Here is a 21,005-nt window from a genome sequence, read left to right as displayed (position 1 = left end):
TTCTTTTTTTGCTTTTTATGCACATCAATTAAGATACTACGGAAATATTAAAATGTAGTTTTCAGACTTTGTGATAAAAGTAACAAACCTCTTGAAACCTTCGCGATACAATGAACTTATCAACCAAACAAGTTGAATTATGATGTTCATGAACTGTGAAGGAGAGGATCGTTATGGCAGCAAAAACACCTCTTGAGGTTGCACAATATACGGCGCATACGGGGATGAAGAAAGCTCAAAATCCGGTGTCCTCCGTATTGATACTCAGTTTTCTGGCAGGTGCTTTTATTGCACTCGGATTTCTGCTGGATATTCGGGTTATTGCTTCTGCTCCGGCCGAGTGGGGCAGCATGGTTAATCTGATTGGTGCAGCAGTGTTCCCGGTAGGTTTAATATTGGTGCTGATTGGCGGCGGGGAACTGCTGACAGGCAATATGATGGCCGTCCCGCTTGCGACGATTGCACGCAAACTGTCCGCAGGCAGCATGTTGAAGAATCTCATCTTAGTAACAATAGGTAATTTCCTTGGGGCGCTTTTTGTGGCCTATGCGTTTGGTCATGTTCTTGGTCTGACGGCAGAGGGTGCCTATTTGGCCAAAGTCGTCGATATGGCTGGACACAAGCTGGACGACAGCTTCCTTCAGGCTTTTATATCCGGGATCGGGTGTAACTGGCTGGTAGCTCTCGCAGTATGGCTGTCCTATGCATCGGATACGATGAGTGGCAAGGTACTGGGCATCTGGTTCCCAACGATGGCCTTTGTGGCTATTGGATTCCAGCACGTTGTCGCCAACATGTTCCTGATTCCTGCTGCGATCTTCGAAGGACATTATTCGTGGGGGCAATACATCATGAATTTCATTCCGGTATGGCTTGGCAACCTGACGGGAGGAGCGCTGTTTGTGGCGGCTGCCTACTGGATGGTGTACCTGCGCAAGCATGAGCCGGAAGTGAAGCCTGAGGTGGCCATGGCGGTGGCCCAGCCTGTGGAGACGGAAGACAGACCGATGTGGAGCAAGCAGGCGTAGCGGCATTTTGTCGAGTAACCGAGTTAGCGTTACAACCCCGGTAAGCTGCAAAGACGAGTGCGAAGTTAGACAGAGAAGTTAAACAAAATAGTAACAGAACTGGCGATTCTAATCTCGTTCAAGTCATGGCGGCGGCTGTCCTGTGCTGGCTTTGACCACAAGAGAGGGAATCGCTTTTTTTGATAAACACATTTCTACGCAAAATAAATTCGCCATGACAAGGTTCGGGGGAACGAAACCTGTTCATGGCGAATTTCGGGAGTGGTCCATGATATGGCATGAGGAGGAAGTGGGGAAACACTAACCTAATGCCTTATTTTTAATTTACCCCTGAATTTTGAGATTGAATCAAGGGGAGACAAGTTTTTTTTGAAAAAAATTGGAGCGGTTGTGGCGGTGAAAAAAGACTGTTCTCTTTACGCGATTACCATGAAGAAGATATGATATGAGGATAGCTTTGAAGGGGGAGGAACTTGTATATGATCGATCAGGAGAATGGCGTATTTCCGGCGGTTTGCCCGCTCGATTGTCCGGATACTTGCGGCCTGCTGCTTCATAAGGAGAACGGTAAGATCGTGAAGGTAGCGGGCAATCCGGACCATCCGATTACAAAAGGCGCCATCTGTAACAAAGTCCGAAATATGACGGAGCGGGTGTATCACCGCGAGCGGCTGCAATATCCGATGCGACGCATCGGAGCCAAGGGCGAAGGCCAGTTCGAACGAATCAGTTGGGATGACGCCATCGGCGAGATTACAGCAAAATTCAGTTCACTGGCGGATACCTACGGAGCGGAGAGCATCCTGCCATACAGCTTCTATGGAAACATGGGCATTCTTGGTGTGGATGGTATGGACCGTCGATTTTTTAATGCACTAGGTGCGAGCATGCTGGAACAGACCATCTGTAATGCAGCGGGAAATACCGGGTGGAAATATACGATGGGTGCGAACCGGGGAACGTTGCCCGAGGATACGGAGCATGCGGATGTCATTCTGGTGTGGGGAGGCAACATCGTCAGCACGAATATGCATCAGGTTGTTCTGGCTGAGAAAGCCCGCAAAAAGGGCGCCCAAATCGTCGTTATTGATGTCCATCGCAATCGGACCGCCCAATGGGGGGACTGGTTCATTCCACTTTACCCGGGTACAGACAGCGCACTGGCACTCGGATTAATGCATGTGCTGTTCGAGCAGGGCCTGACGGATGAGGCTTTTATGCAAAAATATACCGTCGGCCATGAGGCACTGCGTGATCATGTCAGCAGCTACACCCCTGAGCGTGTTGCACGTATTACAGGTGTACCGGAAGCGGACATCGTGAAGCTCGCTGAGCTGTATGGCAACGCACAGGCAGCCCATATTCATATTGGCAATGGCCTCCAGCATCACGACAACGGTGGAATGAACGTACGCAGCGTAGCCTGTCTGCCTGCCATTACAGGTCAGTGGCTGAAGCGCGGCGGTGGTGCTATTCGTACCAACAGTTACGCGAGCACGAATAGCGATGCGCTCGAGCGTCCGGAACTGCGGCAGAACCCGGAGCCGCGCGTGGTGAATATGAACCGGATTGGCGAAGCATTGCTGGAAGCGGAGCAGCCGATCCGGGCATTGATGGTCTACTGCAGCAATCCACTGGTGGTGGCACCAGATACCGAGCGGGTGGAGCGAGGTTTTGCACGGGAGGATCTGTTCACGGTTGTCCATGACCTATTCATGACGGATACGGCGAAATACGCGGATATTGTGCTGCCTGCGACGTCTTCATTTGAAACGACCGATCTGTATACGTCCTACTGGCATCAGTATGTTCATTTGCAAGAGCCAGTCATTGCGCCTTTGGGTGAGAGCAAGAGTAATGTTGAATTGTTCTCTTTGCTTGGACAGGCGATGGGGTATGACCCGGAGATTTTCGGGGAGACGCCGGAACAGATGATCGAGGAAGCACTTCAGGATACGGGCAATCCCTACATGAACGGAGTAACCTTGGAGGGGTTGAAGCAGCATCACTTCGTCAAGCTGGATATGTCTGCACATGACTCCTATTTGGATCAGCTGCCTACGCCTTCGGGGAAAATTGAACTGTATTCGGAAACGATGGCACAGAAGGGATTACCGCCGCTGCCTACGTACAGTGCTCTCGTTGAGGGGTATGACGGGGAAAAACCGGCTGGACCTGCTGATGTTTATCCGCTGATGTTTTTGTCGCCGCCAAATCATAATTTCCTGAATTCCACCTTTGCCAATTCGGCCAAACATCAACGTTTGGAGAAGATGCCATTGTTGCAAATGCACCCGGAGGACGCCGCCCGCAGACAGGTGGAAGACGGGGATGCGGTGGTCGTATGGAACGACCGTGGCCGGATTGAACTAACTGCCAAGGTGAGTGAATCCATGCTGCCAGGAACGGTGATCAGTCAAGGCTTATGGTGGGATGGTAATGGCAAGAAACAGCGGGCGAACTCGCTCACGTCCAATCGTCTGTCTGACATGGGGAACGGAGCAACATTCTTCTCGGCCACTGTCGAAGTGAAGCGTCAATGAATGTGCTTGCAGATCGGATCTTTTAAGGTAAGATGAACAATGGATAGATCGTAAGCAGAATGATAAAGAGCAAGATTCAGAATTCAAATTTCTAAATTCAAGTGGCCTTCGCTCTGGCTATATGCCGTCAGGGCAAGGGTCTATTTTTTATGGCAATATGCTTTTTGAAGGTACTAAGGAGAATAAACAACATGATGAGATGGCTGGATACGTATCCAAAAGAAGTGAAAATATTTTTGCTGGCAAGTTTGGTCAATGCGACAGGTAGTGCCTTGATGTGGCCGCTGACCACGATGTATGTATTTGACGAGCTTGGACGCACGATGGCGAACGCGGGGTTTGTCATTCTGATCCAGTCGTTGGGAGGTATCTTCGGGCAACTGCTCGGCGGTGCATTGTACCACCGGGTGGGCGTCAAGAAGCTGATCATCGGATCGCTGGCGTTAAATGCGGTCGGGCTGTTTGCTCTGCCGTGGATTAGCGCGTATTGGGTTGTATTTATATGTGCCATGGGCTGGATTGGCTTGTTCAGTTCATTGTCGTTACCAGCGATTCAAGCCTTTATTGGCTTCCGGTTTGCGGAGCGACGCGGGGAATTGTTCAATGTGATCTATGTCGCCAACAATATCGGTGTGGCAATTGGTACAGCGCTCAGTGGTTTTTTGGCTGACTTTTCCTATCACCTCAGCTTTGTACTGAACGGGGTGACCTCCGCCGGCTTTGCGATTTTCTTCTGGTATTATCTGTCGCGGGCAGAACCGGATCAGGGCGAAGTACATCTGACCAAGCGCAAAACGGTTCCCGATGGGCCGGGCGTCTGGGCGCTGCTGGGCAACACCAGATTATATCTGTTTATGAGCCTGGGTGTGCTGTTCCTGCTGTTCGGTAATTCCATATGGAATACGGGTGTGTCTCCGTATATTATTTCCGAAGGTATGGAGAAAAGAATGTACGGTCTGCTCTGGACCCTGAATGGGGTGCTGATCTTTGTAGGACAACCTTTTACCAGCTGGGTTAAGCGCACGATGGCCCGTACATCGACTGCTCAGATGACTGCAAGTGCCGTGTTCTATGGCATGGCTTACATCGTCATGATCACCATGTATAGCTATCCGGGGATGGTGCTTGCGATGGTACTGGCTACCTTTGGGGAAATGCTGATCTCACCTGCTACCCCGGCATTCATCTCAGAGAACGCAGGAAGATCGGCACCCTTCTACATCGGGATATCCGGTGGGATTGGTGCGGTCGGAAGGGTTATCGGACCGTATGCAATGGGGGTCATGTACGACAAACAGGGATTGATCCCTGTAGCGTGGCTGGCAACTGGCACGGCGGTTATTGCGGTGCTTGGTTTTGTACTGCATGCAGTGCTGAACCGCAACCGTGAAGTGAAGGAGTACGGATTGGACGCTTAGCCTTTGCGAGCTGAGTGGTGTGAGGGAGGCAGGGGACAGATTGGAGTGGATGGGCAAAGAAAGCCACTTAAATCTGTCGGAGCATCCTGCGAATTTAGATTGACAAAAAAATCTTTTTATGCTATAATTTACATATTAAAATATTCCGTATATACTAAGGTTCTCCTGGCCAGGGGGAATCTTATTTTTGTTTGTACGGGAGGATGAAATATGAAGCAAAATGAGTCCAGCATCACATCCTTGATTTCGGCTTTTGGCCGAGCCTATCACTGCCAATACGATACACCTCTTATTTTCGATGATTATATAGCCAAAGAGCTTATCACGCCTCAAGAGTTTGCGGATATCCGTGAGAATATGATTCAAGGTATCCATTTTTTCAACCCTGACATGGCTCATCTGATCAAGGACGACCCGGATAAAATACTGAGGTGGATTGTACAGACCCAGCTTGCTCCAACCCCCTTGGCCCGTGCTGCATATTGTGAAAGGGTGCTGCTTCATGAACTGGCACTGGGAAGCACACAATATCAGATTCTTGGAGCCGGTCTCGATACGTTTGCGCTGCGGCATATGGAATTAAAGAATTGCCTGAGGATTATTGAGGTGGACGCCCCGCCAACACAGCAATTCAAGCTCAGTCGGCTGGCATCCTTAAAACAGCCTGTTCCATTGAATCTGCGCTTTGTGGCCATGGATTTAACCAATAAGGATTCTCTTCCAACGTTATTGGACGAAGAGTTAAGTGGGGAGAAGTCCTTTTTGAGTCTACTTGGCGTCTCTTTTTACTGGACCAAAGAAGACCTGTCCCGGCTGTTGCGAGTGTTGTTTACGAACCTACCGTCCGGCAGTTCAATTGTTTTTGACTACGCTGACGAGCATCTTTTTGAAACGAAGGGCATATATAATCGCGTGGACCATATGGTCCAGATGGCTGCGGCTGGCGGTGAGCCGATGAAATCCGGGTACGCCTATGCGGAGATGGAAGCCTTGCTTGATGAAGCAGGGTTGCTAATTTATGAGCATCTGAATCCGGAGGCGATTCAGGAACAGTTTTTCCAGGATCGAACCGATCATCTGATGGCATTTGAAACGATACATTTTATTCACGCGGTAAAAAAATAAATCGATCTGGGCAGATAGGGTCACCTAGATAGCCCGCAATTGCATAGCAGCAAACAAACTTCACCCTGTAGCAGGGTGGGGTTGTTTGGTTTGAACCAAGAACAACATAGACCATGATTCGGTAGCCAATAACTTCGCATGTGATACACATGTTCAGAAATCCGACTTGTTATAGTTCAATCCCATGTCATTCAACGTTCTGCCCTCCATTTGTGCATAATGCTCATATAATAGAATGGATATGGTTAAAGGCAGGAGGAGGGGGACGATGTACAAAATATTGCTGGTCGATGATGAATTTATCATCTCAGATGGGATCTCCAGTGTCGTGAACTGGTCCCAATTGGGGACAGAGCTGATCGGCATTGCGCAGGATGGATTGGAAGCGTTATCTTTTATAGAACAGCAGCGTCCAGATATTATCATTTCGGACATTCGCATGCCGGGAATGGATGGGTTACAGCTGGTTGAAGCTGTGGCGGAGAAGTATCCAGATGTCTCGTTTATCCTGCTCACAGGGTTCACGGAATTCGAATATGCGAAGACAGCGATGCAGTATGGCGTGAAGCATTATCTGCTCAAGCCCTGCAGTGAGGAGCATCTCGTACAGGCCATTGGTGAACTGGTTAGTGAGAAGCGGGAGTGGACGGATCAGGAGCGTTTTGTACAGTCGATACAATATAATCTGGAGCGTGTGTTACCGCATGCCAAGGAGTATTTTCTTAAGGAGCTGGTCACTAACAGAACTTACGGGGTCAAGGAATGGAAGTATTTCGGGGAGCTGTTCGATGTACAATTTCAGGATCAGCGTGTGCGGTTGCTGTTGGTAGAGATTGAGGGAGATCATGAGTATTTGCACTTGTTCGCGGTCAAGAACATCGCCGAGGATATCTTTCATAATTCGATCTTAAGTACCACGGTTGGAGGTCATGTGTTACTGATGATGGAGGACAAGTTGTCTGAACCGCAGTTGTTCCATAATATTGATGAGATCCGCGCCACATTTACCCGATACTATCATGATGATCTCACCATTGCTCTTAGCGAACCAGGAGATCTTCCACAGGCACGGCAATTGTACATGCAGACGCTAGTCTATCTCAATTACCGCTTTTACCTCGGTGAAGGCAGTCTTATTATGGAGCGGGATGTCTACTCGCCAGGCGAGCGGACTCTTCCTGAATTCGAATATGATCCAGAGCGGATGGCTACGGCGATCAAGGCTGGACACTGGCAGGAAGCCGGAACAGAGTTGAACAGAGTGTTTCAGCTGCTCGCTGACTTGCGATACGATATATCTCAAACGAAGTCCTATCTTATTCAAATATTTATGGAAATGATTCGGCTCAGCGGCTCTACCGAGATGAAAAGGTATATGGACCAGTTGCCAGGTATGATTGAATCCAGCACGTTGTATTCCTTTCAACAGTTTCTGCTTGCCGTTGCCAAGGAAATTACGCTGCGTCGCTACGAACAACACCGCTCCAGACAATCACAGATGGTGGGCAGTGTGAAGCAGATCGTAGAGAAGCGCTACAGGGACGAAACACTGACGCTCCAGTCCATCGCCGGAGAAATATATATGAACCCGGACTACATTGGTAAAATGTTCAAAAAAGAAACAGGTGAGAAATTCACCAATTATGTGTTAAGTTACCGCATCCAAAGAGCATTGGAGCTGCTGGAGCAGGACGGAAACTGTACCGTATCCTGGCTTGCCGAACAGACGGGTTTTGGCTCCAATTGGCCGTATTTTAGCAAAATGTTCAAAAAATACACGGGTTTCTCCCCTTCCGAGTACAAGAAAGTGCCCTAGAACAGCTTTACTGTCGCATGAACATATCTCACTGGCATATTTCACTTGTACCTCATCTACATACCTCGCCCTGTTTGCCTTCATCGGCAGCAGGGTCTTTTTTTGTCGGACGGAACTCGGTTTTGAACATCCATTTAACGGAAATGAGCATGGGAAGAAAAGGCGCTCGCTTCTATCATTAGAGGTGTCATGTTAATGAATGAACATCGAGAGTGGAGGTTGAGTGGATGGAGCTGAATCGAAGCCGGGGGATTGAACCTGGGCGTTTGAAGCCAGCCGGCAAATGGAGTTCAGTGAAAAAGGAGCTTGTCCGCAACAGATACGTGTATCTGATGCTCGTTCCGGTTGTAGCCTATTATCTGATTTTCAGCTATGGGCCTATGTACGGGCTGCTGATGGCATTTCAGGAATCCTACAGCCCGGTCAAAGGAATCTTGGCAGGCGAATGGGTTGGTTTTGACAATTTCACCATGTTTTTCGAAAGTTATTATTTCTGGCGACTGATCAAGAACACGCTGATTTTGAGTTTTTACAGCATTGTGTTTGGTTTCCCGGCTCCAATCATCCTGGCCCTGTTACTGAACGAAGTACGGAAAAAGTGGTTCAGAAGCACGGTGCAGACGATTAGTTACATGCCACATTTCATCTCGGTTGTCGTCGTGGTCGGAATGTTGAAAACGTTCTCCGCATTGGATGGTGGGCTATTTAACGTCATTCGTGACTTTTTCGACCTGCAACCCATCATGTTTCTGGCGGAGAAGGATATGTTCCGTCCGATGTACATCCTGTCCAACATCTGGCAGGGGGCGGGCTGGGCATCGATTATCTTTTTGGCAGCGCTCAGCGGGATTGATCCACAGCTGTATGAGGCTTCCAAAATTGATGGCGCAGGCCGTTGGAGACAGCTGCTACATATTACACTGCCGGGCATCATGCCAACGATTGTGATCATGTTGATTTTGCGCATGGGGGCAGTCATGAACGCTGATTTTCAGAAAATATTGCTGATGCAAACGGCACCAACCTATGAAACATCAGATGTCATCTCCACCTTTGTTTATCGATCCGGTATTTTGGAAGGGAACTATACGTATTCAACCGCCATCGGACTATTTAACGGTGTCATTAATTTCGCTCTGCTCATTATCGCGAATGCGATCAGCAGAAAGCTTAACTCAACCAGTCTCTGGTAATTGGAAGGTGAAGCGATGAAACAGTCTATAGGGGAACGACTTTTTGATGTATTCAATATATTGCTGCTCTTGGTAATCATGATTTTATGCTTTTACCCGATGCTGTACGTCTTCAATTCTTCAATTAGTGATCCGGATCAAATGCTGCGTTCCCGGTCACTGATGCTCATTCCTGAAGGCTTCCAGTTGGGAGCGTACAAGTCGGTATTTCAGGATACTCGCATCTATACCGGATATATGAACACCTTGTTCTATGTTGTGGTCGGCACGGCCATCAATCTGCTCATGACTTCGCTGGCAGCCTATGGCTTATCACGCAGTGATCTGATGGGCAGAAAAACGCTGATGAAATTAATTACGTTCACGATGTTCTTCGGCGGGGGCATGATTCCGACTTTTCTGCTAATCCAAAATCTGGGGATGGTGGATACCCGTTTCGCGCTTATTATTCCAGGAGCCATCAGTACGTTTTATTTCCTCATTATGAAAACCAACTTTGAGGGTATTCCGATCAGTCTGATCGAATCGGCGAAGCTTGATGGCGCCAATGACTTTCTGATTCTGTTCCGAATTGTACTACCGTTGTCAAGGCCAATCCTGGCGGTCATGATGCTGTATTATGCGGTGGACCATTGGAATGATTATGTCGGACCGATGCTCTACCTGCGAAGTCAGGAGCTATATCCGATCCAGATTATTATGCGCGATATTCTGATCAGCAGCAGTACAGAGGCCATGGGCGCTGGAGCCGATACCGGCTTTGCCATTGGGGAGAACATCAAATATGCCACCATCATTATCTCCACGCTGCCGATTATGCTGGTATATCCGTTCATCCAACGTTATTTTGTTCAGGGCGCTCTAATCGGTGCTGTGAAACAATAAAAAATGTATCCTATGGAGGCGAATTACGTGAAAAAAAGAATGGGGTCCATCCTGTTGTCATCGCTACTTACCATGTCTTTACTGGCGGGTTGTACGGGGGATAATGAACCAGGCAACGCAGAGCCAGCAGAAGCAACAGAACCTGCGGTTCAGGCGTTGACTGAGATACCGCTACCGATTACAAGTGAGCCCTTTACCATTGACTACTGGCGCGCCAATGATGCCAAACTGACGGCTTCCTTGAACAATTTTGGAGATATGGGGGCTTACAAAGAGAAGGAGAAGTTGACGGGTATCAAGGTGAAGTTCACACATCCTCCGCTTGGACAACAGCGTGACCAGTTTAATCTGTTGATCTCTACGAAGGAGCTGCCGGATGTCATTTATTATAACTGGGCAGATGCCGTTGGTGGACCGGAAAAAATGATCAAGGACGGTCGTATCATTCGTCTAAACGAACTGATCGATAGTTATGCCCCGAACCTGAAGCGAATTATTGAATCCGATCCAGATGTGAAGAAGCAGATCGCTCTCGACGATGGTACGATCTATATGTTCCCGCTGCTCAAGCTGGATGCTTTGAAGCTGAATGCCACCTCCGGTTTAATTATCCGCCAGGATTGGCTCGATAAATTGAACCTTAAGGTACCTACCAACATCGATGAGTGGTATACGGTCCTCAAGGCATTCAAGGAACAGGACCCTAACGGCAATGGCAAGCCAGATGAGCTGCCATTCACCGGAAACTGGGGACCGGGAAACCTGACCAAGCTCCATGATTTTGCTGCGGCTTTTGGCGTAATTGGTGGCTTCCAGATGAATGGAGACAAGGTGGAATTCGGACCCATCCAGCCGGGCTACCGTGACTTTCTGGAGACGATGGCCAAGTGGTACAAGGAAGGGCTAATTGATCCTGAGATTATGACCAATGATGGCAAGGCATTCGACTATAAGATCACCAGCAATCTCGCAGGAGCGTATCAGGGCGGTGTGTTCAGCGGTATGGGTAAATATTTCAATCTGATGAGAGATACAGATCCAAGCTTTAATGTGACCGGCGTGCCGTGGCCTGTGTCTCCGGATGGGACTTCCTATGCGACATTTAATATGGACACCAAAGTGTTGAGTTATGGTGAGGCTATTACGGCTTCCGCAGACGAAGATAAACTGAAATATATTGTGCAGTGGATGGACTACAACTATAGCGAAGAGGGTAGTGATCTGTTCAATTTCGGTATCGAAAATGACAGCTATGTTCGCGACGGGGACGGTGTCAAATTCTCAGATACCATCATTAATAATCCGAACGGTCTGACTTATGACCAGGCACTGGCTTCCTATGCTTTATCCATTATGGACGGTCCAATCAATCAGGATAGCCGTTATCTGGATGCATTACTTTTTGACGACGGACAGCGTGCAGCGAATGCGGAATGGATGAAAGCAAGCTCTGCCTTGACACTTCCGCCAATTCGTTTGTCAACAGATGAGGTAAGCACAAGTACGTCCATTATGAGCCAGGTGAATACGTATTTAAATGAGACGATGACTGCCATCATTAGCGGACAGAAGCCGATCTCCGAATTTGACACCATGGCCGAAACGATCAAGAGTATGGGCATTGACCGGGCGATTGAGGTTCATCAGGCGGCCTATGACCGATATCAGTCCAAATAATACGCGAGGAATGAAGCGCTAAAACTTTGGGAAAACCTTTCGGGATATGATATATCTAGTAGTATCACGTAGGTCAAAGGAGCGCTTGGATCATGATCATGACAGCCTACCGCAAACTGAGCATCAAAATGAAAATGTTTCTGATGATTATGTTCATGATGGCGTTTATCATCATCCTGGCGTTTGGTTCCTTGTATTATACGTACTCCGTTTATGACAAACAGCTGTTCGACAAGTCATCTCGTCTTCTGAACCTGTCCTCCTCTACCGTGGACGTTGAACTTCAGAAGTTGGAAGCGTTATCACTAAACATGATCTCCGATACTCAGATTCAAAGGGCCTTGAAGTCACTGGTGATTGAAGATAGCGCATATTCCAGCTTTATGGAACGGAAGAAGATCACGGATCGGCTATGGGAGCATATTAGTGGGGCTGCACGATATGTGCAGTCCGTACATCTAATTGATTCCACAGGAAGGGTGAATAAATATGGTGAGACGTTGACGGTATCCCGGGAAAAATATGATCGGATGATTGAAGCTGCGGAACAGGCCAATGGTGCAGTGCGCTGGCTATACCCGGATGATGATGATCCGATGCTGGTCATGGTGCGTCAGGTGCGATCCTATGAACCGATGACCCTGGAGCCGGTAGGCATTCTCTTTTTGCGTATTAACATCGAACGTCTCGTGGAGGAATACGCAGGTATGGACAGTCAGGACAGTGACATTATTTTAAAAGCAGGAAGTGAAGTGGTCTATCCTTATCGCCAGCTTCCGGAAGCGGTGACCGCCGGACTGAATCCACTTCCAGGCAGTGGGGGATATGAGATCAAGAATCTGGATGGGAGGGCGATATTCCTTTCCCAGAAGAAATCCGCCTACACCGGCTGGGTTTACTATAATATGGCCTCTTACGATGCGATTTTTGAACGCATTATATGGTTGAAAAATATACTGATTGTCGTCTATCTTATCGCAATTCTGGTTGTTCTCGCGCTCGGAATGGTGTTTGCACGCAGTCTGACGAGACCAATCAGGCAGCTGATCAGTCAGATGAAGGAGGTCCAGTATGGAGATCTGGAGAACATGGACGCCAATCTGACTATTCCCACACATCAGCACATGGATGAGCTTGGATTGCTACAGCGTACGTATCGACTGATGATTACACATATTAATACATTGATCAAAGAAAATTATGCAAGTCAGCTGGTCATTAAAGAAACGGAGTTCAAGGCGCTGCAGGCGCAGATCAATCCCCACTTTTTGTATAATGCACTGGATTCGATCCATTGGCTCGCCAAAAAGAACAGGCAGGAACAAATCTCCAGTATGGTGCTGTCACTTGGCTATTTACTGCGTTCCTCCATTAGCTTCAAGCAAAATATGATTACCCTTGCAGAAGAGCTGCAGATCGTAAACCATTACATCACCATTCAAACTTACCGTTTCCGGCAGCGGCTGGATTTTCGTATGGATGTACCCGCTCTTTATCTGAATTGTGCCATTCCTAAGTTGACCCTGCAGCCACTACTGGAAAATGCCATTCAATATGGCCTGGAACCACAGATTGGATCATGTCTGATTCGAGTGTATGCTGAAATGTCAGGTGACAGGCTGGCTCTTATCGTGGAGGATCATGGTCCTGGCATGGAGCCCGAATATGTGGAACAAGTGCTGCGTGGTGAAGTGAAAACCCGAGGAACAGGTATTGGATTGTTGAATATCAGGGAGCGGGTGCGTCTGGCTTTTGGTGAAGAATATGATGTTCTGTTGGAGAGCGAGCCGGGGCTTGGAACGAGAGTAACAGTGCTGCTGCCACCCCCATCACCAGGTAAGGAGGAGAGGCTGTGGGAAGATTGATGCGAACCATAGGCATGATCTGTCTTATGCTGACTCTTCCTGGTTGTGTGAACCAGTTGGATCAAAGGCCAGGCATGATTGTGGAAGAAGAGCCGATAACGCTGCGAATCGCTTGGTGGGGCGGGGATTTTCGTAACAATGCCACCATTGCCGTTATCAACTTGTATGAGAAGTTGAATCCGCATGTGAACATTGAATACGAATATAGCAGCTTCAACGAATACTGGAGAAAACTTGCCCCACATGCAGCAGGCAATGCGTTGCCCGACATTATCCAGATGGACATCTCCTATCTGTCCCAGTATAGTTCGCTGCAGCTGTTGGAAGACATGACGCCGTACATGCAGAGCGGGCTAATTGACACAACAGATATGGAGAAGGAACAGCTGGAGAGTGGTAGCCTGAATGGAAAAACCTATGGTCTCAGTTTGGGTGTCAACGCTATGCTCAGCATCTATGATCCGGAAGTGTTGAAGGCTAATGATATTGAATTGCCAACGGATACGTGGACATGGACGGATTTTGACCGGATGGGCGAGCAATTGCTCGGGAAAGGCATCTATCTGGGAACGTATTTCACGCCGGAACAGTTTTTCGCGTATTACTTGAGACAGTATGGTTCCAAGCTGTACGCCGAGGATGGCACAAGGCTGGGGTATGAGGATGATGGGCTGTTTATCGATTATTTTGGGCGGATGCAGCAGCTGGCGCAGAAGAAGCTTATTTTTGCACCGGATATCTGGACATCAGATATTGGCCAGCCTGATAACGACCCGTTCTATCTGGGAGAGGCTTTGTTCAGCTGGGGGTATTCCAACCAATTTATCAGTACCGCTCAGCGTTATGACAAGCCGTTATCGATTGTACCGATGCCTGGGCCAAACAGCCAGGATGGGTTGTTTTTGAAGCCAGGCATGTTTTTCTCCATGGCGGGCAATTCCAGACATAAGGAGGAGGCTGCCAAGTTCATCAGCTTTTTCGTGAATGATTTGGAAGCCAATCTGCTGCTCAAAGGGGAGCGAGGTGTGCCCGTCTCATCCAGTGTCAAAGAGCGAATGAAGCTGGTGGTTGAACCGGAGCTGGCACAGGTGTTTGACTACGTGGATTGGGTTGCGGATAATAGCAGCCAGATGGACCCGCCTGATCCTGTAGGTGCACCCGAGGTTACTGCGGTGCTGCGTGAGTTGTATGATCTTTTGCTGTTTGGCAAAATTACGCCGGAGCAGGCGGCGAAGGAATTCCGTGAGCGGGCGAATGCCATTCTGAATGGAAAGTGATCTATATTGACTAAACGTTAGTTACACTTGCCACTCATATGACAGAACAACCTTCACTCTAGGACAGAGGGAAGGTTGTTCTGTTGTTGTCGTGACCATGTGTTTAAGTCTACAAACCACTTGGTTTCACTTTTAAGCCTACCTTTAACCAAACTGGGCTTGATGCAATCGGCTATACGAGCCCTGACGCGCCAGAAGTTCATCATGGCTGCCTTGCTCGGCTACGCCGCTGTTCTCCACAACCACAATACGATCGGCGTGTCTGATCGTTGCCAGCCGATGGGCGATGATCAGCGTTGTACGTCCTTGTGCCAGCTCGGATAAAGCCAACTGAATGGCGGCTTCCGTTTCGGTATCCAGTGCGGAGGTTGCTTCATCCAGAATGAGGATCGGCGGATTTTTTAGAATCATGCGAGCGATGGAGAGACGTTGCTTTTGTCCGCCAGACAATTTGACGCCCCGCTCACCAATTAGAGTATCCAGTCCTTCCGGTTGAGATTGTACCAGCTCTTCCAGTTGGGCCCGGCGGATGGCTTGCCAGATTTCTTCATCAGGTGCATCCAGTTTGCCGTAGGCAATATTTTCACGGATCGACCCATCAAACAGGAAAATATCCTGCTGCACAATCCCAATATGGGATCGCAGTGACTCCAGTGTCATATCCTTTACCGGAATCCCATCAATAGAGATATGCCCCGCATCCACATCGTAAAAGCGTGGAATAAGACTGCACAGCGTAGATTTGCCTGCACCCGAAGGTCCAACCAGCGCAACTGTTTGTCCTGCCTGAATCTCCAGATTGACCTGATCCAAGGTCGGTTTGTGTTCCCCATAAGCAAAAGAAACATCATGGAAGGCGATGTCGCCTTTCACATGGGGGATGGGTTTGGCTTGTGGTGTATCATCCACATCGGGCTCGGCCTCCAGCAGCTCCAGATATCTTTTGAATCCGGCGATGCCTTTGGGATAAGTTTCGATGACCGAATTGATTTGCTGAATCGGTCCAAGAAATACATTGGATAACATGACAAAGGCGATAAATTCTCCGTAGGTCATGCTGCCCTGAATGACAAACCACGTACCGCACACCAGTACAAACAGTGAGACAAATTTCATCAGAATGAAGCTGAGCGAGGAATTCCACGCCATAATCCGGTAGGTGATTAATTTGGTAAGGCGAAAGCGTTCATTATTTTCGACAAAACGTTTCACTTCATGCTTTTCATTGGCAAAGGCCTGCACTACACGAATTCCGCTCACATTGTTCTCTACGCGTGCGTTATAGTCTGCAATATCTGCAAACATACGCTTGAACGCTTTGGACATTTTGCGGCTGAAATAGAGGGACAGGAAGATCATCAGCGGTACGATGATGAAGGTCATGACAGCCAGTTGCCAGTTGATACCCAGCATGATGCCGAAGGCTCCCGCCAACGTCATAAGGGCAATGAACAGATCCTCGGGTCCATGATGCGCAATCTCACCAATATCCATCAGATCGTTGGTCATGCGAGAGACGAGGTGCCCCGTCTTGTTGTTATCGAAAAAGCGAAAGGATTGCTTCTGCACACGCTGGAACAGTTCCCGCCGCATATCGGATTCGATGTTAATACCGAGCTTATGTCCCCAGTAGGTGACTGCATAATGGAAAAAGGAACTAAGCAGGTAGATACCCAGCAATCCGGCACAGGCAGATAAAATCATGGACCAGTTGCCTGCGGGAAGCAGCTGATCGACAACTTTGTTTACAGCCAAGGGAAACGCAAGCTCCAGCAGTGCAGCCAGAATGGCACAGGAGAAGTCCAATATAAAGAGTCCCCGATAAGGACGATAATAGGCCATGAAACGGCGAAGCATATGTAAGTCCTCCTCCATATAACGCAAATGCCCGGACAAGCTCCCTAGCCTGACCAGACACTTGCATCTCTCATATGTTATTTGCGATTTTGCTGTGCACGTTCTACGATCATATCGGCGAATTCTTCGGCCTGACTCTGAATTGCAATCGGATCGAAGTACCAGTAGCGATCTTCCTGTAATTCGTACACCTGATTGTTTTTCACAGCCGGGAGTGATTGCCAGATGGAGTCGCCTTGGTAATTTTTATTGTTCTCCCCTACGGTTAGGAAGATATGGTCTCCTGCATAGTCACCAACGACTTCACGTGAAATCTCTTTCCATTGGGTATCGCCCATCAGTTCCTTCTTCGTGATTTCGAGTGGTGCAAGCTGCAAAGCGCGATAAACGGCTTGTCCACCGCGACCAAAGTTGTCTCCATAGCCATAATAGCTCTTGTCTGATACTTCGAGGATGGAGAAGGTTTCCTCCGGTTTAATGACAGTTTTTACTTTGGCGCGAGCGGCTTCAATACGTTCATCGTACGTTTTCAGCCAGGCTTCGGCTTCTTCGGATTTGTTCATGAGTTCTCCGAAGCCCCGAATCTCATCCTCTACATTGGTGAACGTGCCGTAGGGAATGACCACGGTAGGTGCGATTTTTTGATAGCTCTCAATTTCTTCGGCTTTATCTGAGTAGGTAATGATCAGATCCGGGTCCAACGCAACGACCTTCTCAAGGGATACGGAACCCCGATCACCAATATTTTCTACACCCTCCACCTGATCTGCATAAAATGGATTTTCCAGATAATATTGAACAGCGCCAACAGGCTTTATACCCAGCGTAAGCAGATCACTTACGTACATATCCGTAACAATCCGTTTCGGTTCAGCCGGAATTTCCACATCCCCACTTAATGACTTATAGATCCGCGTAGCACCGGAAGAGTTGGTATTTGTTTCGGTTGAATCTGTTGTTGATTCCGAACCCGCCGCTGTTGGCTCCGTTGTGCCGGAACCCGTACCACTGTTACAGGCAGCCAGGATCATGATGATGGCGAGCATAAGCAGCAAGCCGGAAAAGCGTTTTTTTGCAGTAAACATATGATTGTTCCCCCTGTATATAATCAATAATGATTATTATTCTCATTACTAACATAGAGGATGACGTAACATTTGTACATGGACATCTATGATGACTAATGCATGGACAGATGTGATGTCAGTTGGTGCATGATGTGCTGTAACTGTTCCATAATCGAGATGGGGTCGAATCCATAAAACATATTCGCTTCAATCTCGTACAGTTGCCCTTCTCGGACCGCACTCAGGTTGTTCCAGGCCTCCTGAGCGAACAGTTTGTCCACAGCATCTTGCTCCGATGGCTCCCTGGCATAGTCAATAAAAATATGATCTGCAGCGTACAAATGAATTTCATTTAGCGGAACATGGATGTAACCTGTGAGCAGTTGACCATCCTTTTCCATTCTTGCAGGAGGGGCGAAGCCAAGCGATTGATACAAAATATGAGAAGCTCTGCCCCATCCGTGTCCATAGATGTACGCTCCGCTCTCACCAATCATGAATATACATACCGCTGAACCACGTTCACCCATGATCTGATCAAGTGTACGATTGGCCTCTTGCTGAAGCGCATCATATTGGTCTAGCAGCGCACGAGCTTTGACTTCCAGGCCTGTGATGCGTCCCAAATGAATGAGTTGCTCCTGCCAGTCAAGTTCTTCAAAAGGCATCAAAATAGTTGGTGCAATCTGCCGTAATTCATCCATGCCGGAATGAGGTGCATATCCAAGAATGACGTCCGGACGGGAGTCTGAAATCAAATCCGGATGATTAATAAGATCATGCTCATAACACTGATCAAATTGGTCTTGTCCATTTTCAATAAGTCTATTTTTCATCCATCCTGCAACGGCACCCAGATGAGGAATATGGCCCAGTGCCAGCAAGGAAGCGGTGTAGTTGTATGTAAGGCTTACGATTTTTTTTGGCGTTTTCCGATAGAGAGTCGGTGCACAACCTACCGTTTGTTTAAATTTTCGACTTAAATAAAAGGTATCTCTGTATCCCGTCAACTGCGCAAGCTCATGCAATGTGGGATTGGCAAACAGCAGGTGTTCCTGGGCAATTCGAATTCTTAACCGGGTAACATACTCCACAAACGTAAGTCCGGTGTACTTCTTGAATTCTCTTGAAAAATGCTCTGGACTCACATTAACCTCTTTCGCTAATTGCTCACGTGTAAAAGAATGAGTAACTCTTTCATGGATACGCGCGAGGACAATGTCCAGCCAGGAATGATCTTCATGAGCCAAACGCACAGCATGATCTCGCAACATATCTAGAAGCTGATAAAACAGCATATGAGGTTTGAATGGTCCCGACTCATCACGTTTCGAGCTGGACTGAACCAATTCGGAGATCAGCTCTGCAATAAGACGGCTCGTAACGGGAACAGGATGTCCGAACGGCCAGAGCCTTTGCTCGTTATCTGCAAAATCAAAGGCCATTGCAATACCTTGAACCGGGGAAAGGGAACCACGCTTGCTTTCATGCTGAAGCAGGGTTCCAGCTTGGCGAACGACAGCTGATCCGGTATTTACCATCAATTGACCATTCGAACTGATCAGTCTTGCCTGACCAGAGGTGATGACATAAAGAACGTGCTTGCTGCTCCACAGTTCATCGATACTGGAGAAGGCTTCCCGATCATGGAGTTGCACCAGATGACACAGTTTGAACATTGCGGGAGGCACGGTTGTGATTTGCTGCAAGCGGCCGGGGTTGTTCACAGATGATTTATGAAAGCTTAGATCCAGATTGCTCATAACATAATGGACTCCTTATAGAGGATTGGACTAATAAGCAGTATAATACCACAAAGGTGTAATGTGGACCCTGCGAATCATTCACTTCACATATTTCTGTGAAAAATGGATAAAGAGGTTGAAATCGCTATCAACACCGACTATAATGAAAATGTCGAAACGTTTCAATCTATGGTTTACAGGCGTGTTCATTGTGATTTATAATGAATTCTTCCTCTTGTCCAATATTGGAATGTTGTCAATCGACCAAGCTATATGTACAATATAAAGGGTATATGATTCAGCAGTGATGCTTAAAAGACGTGAAGACAAATTTTTTTTGATAACACTTCGAAACGTTTCGATAAATGAGAATTGATGCCATTTATAATGGATAATGCATAGGAATGAGTGGTTGTTGCAACCATTTACAGTATAAAATGATAGGTAACAAGAAAGTTAGAAGGAGCGAACGTGGAATGGCAACGATTAAGGATGTGGCAAAGCTGGCAGGCGTGGCGCTCTCGACCGCTTCCTATGCACTGAATGGGGACAGCAAGGTAAGTGCCAAGACCAAAGCGAAAGTGCTGGCGGCAGCACGGGAACTGAATTATCGCAAAAACGGCTTTGCCATGGACCTGAAGCGGAGCCGGACGAACACGATTGCGTTGATTCTTACAGATCTGTCGGGTCCGTATTACTCCGAATTGATTCGCAGCGTACAGGACGTAGCGCTGGCTAACGGATATGATCTGATTGCATGCAGCTCAATGGGAGGGCGCGACTCCACAGCGGTTCGTTTCTTGCGGGAAAAAAGAGTGGATGGCGCTATTATCCTGGCTCATAACATCCATGATGATATCTTGGTGGAATCTGCAGGTGAACGTTTCCCTATCATTGTGATGGATCGGCAGCTGTCGAGTAGCCATCTGGTCAACGTGCTGGTGGACGGGGAGCAAGGTGGCTACCTGGCTACACGTCACCTCATTCAGAAGGGGCATAAGACCATCGCCTATATCAGCGGGCCATCCAATTCTTATGATAATGCTCTGCGTTATCAAGGATATCTGCGAGCAATGCAGGAGGCGGGCCTTGAAGAGAAGTCCAAATGGCGTCTAAGCGGTAATTTTGTACGTGAGGGCGGATATAGTGCAACCAAGATGATGGTTATGCAGGGCGAGCTTCCATCAGCTGTATTTTACGGGAATGACGAAATGGCGATTGGTGGACTGAAAGCATTTGAAGAGAGCGGCATTTCGGTACCAAATGACATTTCGGTCATCGGATTTGATGATATTCAACTGTCCGAATATGTTCATCCTCCGCTTACAACGGTGCGGCAGCCCAAGCATGAAGCAGGTTCATTGGCAGGGCATTTGCTCTTCCAGATGCTGAACGGCGAAGCGGTGAACCCATCGTATACGTTAACCATTGATCTAGTGGTGCGCGAGTCTGTACGATCGGTACAGGTCGAGTCAGGAATTCAGCCGGCCTAGGTAGTGAATCAATGGG

Annotated in this window: 14 protein-coding genes; 11 read left to right on the top strand and 3 right to left on the bottom strand. The window is 48.0% G+C overall.

From position 1 onward, the window contains the following. Positions 1–173: 173 nt before the first annotated feature. The 10 genes from RS891_RS29240 (at position 174) to RS891_RS29195 (ending at position 14,827) form a co-directional block, all read left to right on the top strand. Positions 174–1,028, top strand: a complete 855-nt coding sequence (locus RS891_RS29240; protein WP_315793864.1) for a formate/nitrite transporter family protein — start codon at positions 174–176, stop codon at positions 1,026–1,028. Positions 1,029–1,507: 479 nt separating this feature from the next. After that, positions 1,508–3,571, top strand: a complete 2,064-nt coding sequence (locus tag RS891_RS29235; RefSeq protein WP_315793863.1) for a molybdopterin-containing oxidoreductase family protein — start codon at positions 1,508–1,510, stop codon at positions 3,569–3,571. A 194-nt stretch (positions 3,572–3,765) separates the two neighbouring features. Further along, a complete protein-coding gene (locus tag RS891_RS29230) occupies positions 3,766–4,989 on the top strand; it encodes an MFS transporter (RefSeq protein WP_315796481.1) in 1,224 nt (407 codons plus the stop codon). Between the two features lie 210 nt (positions 4,990–5,199). Then, positions 5,200–6,114: a class I SAM-dependent methyltransferase gene (locus RS891_RS29225; protein ID WP_315793862.1), complete on the top strand. Its 915-nt coding sequence runs from the start codon at positions 5,200–5,202 to the stop codon at positions 6,112–6,114. 268 nt (positions 6,115–6,382) lie between these two features. Next, positions 6,383–7,930: a response regulator gene (locus RS891_RS29220; protein ID WP_315793861.1), complete on the top strand. Its 1,548-nt coding sequence runs from the start codon at positions 6,383–6,385 to the stop codon at positions 7,928–7,930. Positions 7,931–8,157: 227 nt separating this feature from the next. Continuing rightward, positions 8,158–9,123 carry an ABC transporter permease gene (locus RS891_RS29215; protein ID WP_076287528.1) on the top strand — a complete coding sequence of 322 codons (966 nt, stop codon included), beginning with the start codon at positions 8,158–8,160 and terminating at the stop codon, positions 9,121–9,123. 15 nt (positions 9,124–9,138) lie between these two features. Beyond that, positions 9,139–10,008, top strand: coding sequence for a carbohydrate ABC transporter permease (locus RS891_RS29210; protein ID WP_315793860.1), 870 nt, complete (start codon positions 9,139–9,141; stop codon positions 10,006–10,008). 27 nt (positions 10,009–10,035) lie between these two features. After that, positions 10,036–11,685 carry a type 2 periplasmic-binding domain-containing protein gene (locus RS891_RS29205; protein WP_113052958.1) on the top strand — a complete coding sequence of 550 codons (1,650 nt, stop codon included), beginning with the start codon at positions 10,036–10,038 and terminating at the stop codon, positions 11,683–11,685. A 92-nt stretch (positions 11,686–11,777) separates the two neighbouring features. After that, the gene (locus RS891_RS29200) at positions 11,778–13,550 is read left to right on the top strand and encodes a sensor histidine kinase (protein WP_315793859.1); all 1,773 of its coding nucleotides are present in this window, start codon (positions 11,778–11,780) and stop codon (positions 13,548–13,550) included. Then, on the top strand, positions 13,538–14,827 hold the full coding sequence (locus tag RS891_RS29195) for an ABC transporter substrate-binding protein (RefSeq protein ID WP_113052957.1): 1,290 nt from the start codon (positions 13,538–13,540) through the stop codon (positions 14,825–14,827). Before RS891_RS29200 ends, RS891_RS29195 begins: the two co-directional genes overlap by 13 nt. Positions 14,828–14,971: 144 nt before the next feature. Here RS891_RS29195 and RS891_RS29190 read toward each other — a convergent pair whose 3' ends face one another. The 3 genes from RS891_RS29190 to RS891_RS29180 form a co-directional block, all read right to left on the bottom strand. After that, positions 14,972–16,684, bottom strand: coding sequence for an ABC transporter ATP-binding protein (locus tag RS891_RS29190; protein WP_315793858.1), 1,713 nt, complete (start codon positions 16,682–16,684; stop codon positions 14,972–14,974). Between the two features lie 77 nt (positions 16,685–16,761). Then, positions 16,762–17,769, bottom strand: coding sequence for an ABC transporter substrate-binding protein (locus tag RS891_RS29185; RefSeq protein ID WP_315793857.1), 1,008 nt, complete (start codon positions 17,767–17,769; stop codon positions 16,762–16,764). 95 nt (positions 17,770–17,864) lie between these two features. Then, entirely contained in the window at positions 17,865–19,514 is a 1,650-nt protein-coding gene (locus tag RS891_RS29180) for an ABC transporter substrate-binding protein (RefSeq protein ID WP_315793856.1), read from the bottom strand. Positions 19,515–19,972: 458 nt separating this feature from the next. Between RS891_RS29180 and RS891_RS29175 the strand changes: the two genes are divergently transcribed. Further along, entirely contained in the window at positions 19,973–20,989 is a 1,017-nt protein-coding gene (locus tag RS891_RS29175; protein ID WP_315793855.1) for a LacI family DNA-binding transcriptional regulator, read from the top strand. Positions 20,990–21,005: the final 16 nt, after the last annotated feature.

Source organism: Paenibacillus sp. BIC5C1, assembly GCF_032399705.1.
Classification (GTDB): Bacteria; Bacillota; Bacilli; order Paenibacillales; family Paenibacillaceae; genus Paenibacillus; species Paenibacillus taichungensis_A.
This window is presented reverse-complemented; position numbering and strand designations above follow the sequence as displayed.